The following is a 2,030-nucleotide window of genomic DNA, read 5'->3' as shown; positions in this document are numbered from 1 at the left end:
GTGCGCCGTGAGGCGCCAGGAATCGAAGGAGGTGAAAGACCTTCTCGCTGGGCTGTCGCAGCAGCCTGGTAGGAGCGGAGCGCAGTCCGATCCGGGAGACGCCGGGAAGGGCGGGAAGCAGCGCTGCCGTAGCCGGGACGGTTCGGAACTGCCAGACGGGCCGGGTCCGGCGAGCGAGATCGGACGGCATACGACAGGAACCAGTGGTTAAAGCTTCGTAAGCGAGGCACCGGCTCAAATCTGGCGGATATGGGCCGGGACGCAGTGCACGACAACCCGTTACGGGTGGTCGACTCCGAAACCGGCTAAGCGTGCCGGTGAGGAGGCCATGGTGAAGGACTGCGGCGTAGCCATGGCGATGCTGCCGGAGCAAAGCTGGGTGCCTACCCGATCGATCGATTTCTGGTGAACACGGGAACCGCTCGGAATCGTTCCCGCGCTGCGGAATCCATCTGCCAGTGCGGGATAGGCCCGTCGTCGGCTGAAGATTTCAGGTGGGGCGGAGGCTCCGTAGTAGTCCGAGCACGCGAGAGGCGTGTGCATGGCGAAGGGAGCCAGCAAGTCAGCAGGGAGGAGTGTGGAATGCTGGAAGGATCGTCGGTGAATACCGACGAGCTGGCGTTCGAGCTGATGATGGCCGAGCGTCGGGTACTGGGGATCCAAACCAAGCTGCACCGTTGGGCCGCTGATGATCCTCATCGCAGGTTCGATGATCTGTTCAATCTCGTCGCCGATCCCGCGTTCCTTCTGGTCGCGTGGGATCGGGTGCGGAACAACAGGGGCGCACGCACGGCTGGAGTGGACGGTGAAACCGCCCGCTATGTCGAGGCCGAACGCGGGACCGTCGAGTTCCTGGCTCAGCTGCGGGTCGATGTGAAAGCCCGGAGTTTCCAGCCTCTTCCGGTCCGGCAGCGTGCGATTCCCAAGGCGGGCGGCAAGGTTCGCTATCTGGGGATCGCAACGATCCGCGACCGAGTGGTCCAAGCGTCCTTGAAACTGGTACTCGAGCCGGTGTTCGAGGTGGATTTCCGCCCGTGTTCCTACGGGTTCCGCCCGAACCGCCGTGCTCATGACGCGGTGGCCGAGGTGCATCATTTCGCGTCCCGCTCGTATGAGTGGGTGGTGGAGGGAGACATCAAAGCCTGCTTCGACGAAATCTCGCATCCGGCACTCATGGATCGGGTGCGCAGAAGAATCGGGGACAAACGCGTTCTGGCGCTGGTGAAAGCGTTTCTGAAGGCGGGCATCCTCACCGAGGACGGCACGCTGGCCGACACCAGTACGGGTACTCCGCAGGGGTCGATCCTTTCCCCGTTGCTCAGCAACGTGGCCTTGTCGGTCTTGGACGACTTCGTCGCCCAAGCGCCTGGAGGCCCGGCGGCCAGCAACTACGAGCGGGCCAAGCGGCGGCGTCACGGTCTGCCCAACTACCGGCTCTGCCGGTACGCGGATGACTGGTGCCTGGTCGTGTCTGGCACCAAGGCACACGCCGAAGCCCTCAAGGAAGAGATCACCGGGGTCCTGACGACGATGGGCCTGCGCCTGTCGCCGGAAAAGACCCTGGTCACCCACATCGACGACGGCCTCGACTTTCTCGGCTGGCGCATCCAGCGTCACCGGAAACGGGGCACGAACAAACGCTACGTCTACGTCTACCCGGCCAAGAAGGCGCTGGTCGCTGTCAAAGCCAAGATCAAGACGTGGTGCCGCAAGGGCACGAACCTGCCGCTGAAGGTCCTGCTCATCCATCTCAACCGGATGCTGCGAGGCTGGACCGCGTACTTCAGGTTCGGATGCTCGAACGCGACCTTCAGCTACCTGCGTGCCTACCTCTGGCAGGAAATCGTCAGGTGGCAGGAGCGTAAGCATCGGCGAACCCCATGGAAACAACTACGTCGACGCTACGGCATCTGGCCCGGCGACGGCGGTGTGAGCCTGTTCGACCCCGCACGAGTCAGCGCAAAGCGCTACTACTACCGGGGCACGAAGATCGCGTCGCCGTGGCCGAGTGCGGCATGAGGAAACATCCA

The 2,030-nt window shown here is 63.5% G+C and carries 2 protein-coding genes; one reads left to right on the top strand and one right to left on the bottom strand.

Translation table 11 applies throughout. The annotated features are described in order from the left end of the window. A partial coding sequence (locus ACIBG0_RS42205; protein WP_397041282.1) for a hypothetical protein occupies positions 1-190 on the bottom strand: 190 nt, incomplete at its 3' end. Positions 191-630: 440 nt separating this feature from the next. On the opposite strand from ACIBG0_RS42205, the gene ltrA reads away from it, so the two are divergent. Beyond that, positions 631-2,019, top strand: coding sequence for a group II intron reverse transcriptase/maturase (gene ltrA / locus ACIBG0_RS42200; protein WP_397041284.1), 1,389 nt, complete (start codon positions 631-633; stop codon positions 2,017-2,019). The last annotated feature ends 11 nt before the right edge of the window (positions 2,020-2,030 follow it).

The organism is Nocardia sp. NPDC050630, assembly GCF_044457245.1.
GTDB lineage: Bacteria > Actinomycetota > Actinomycetes > Mycobacteriales > Mycobacteriaceae > Nocardia.
This window is presented reverse-complemented; position numbering and strand designations above follow the sequence as displayed.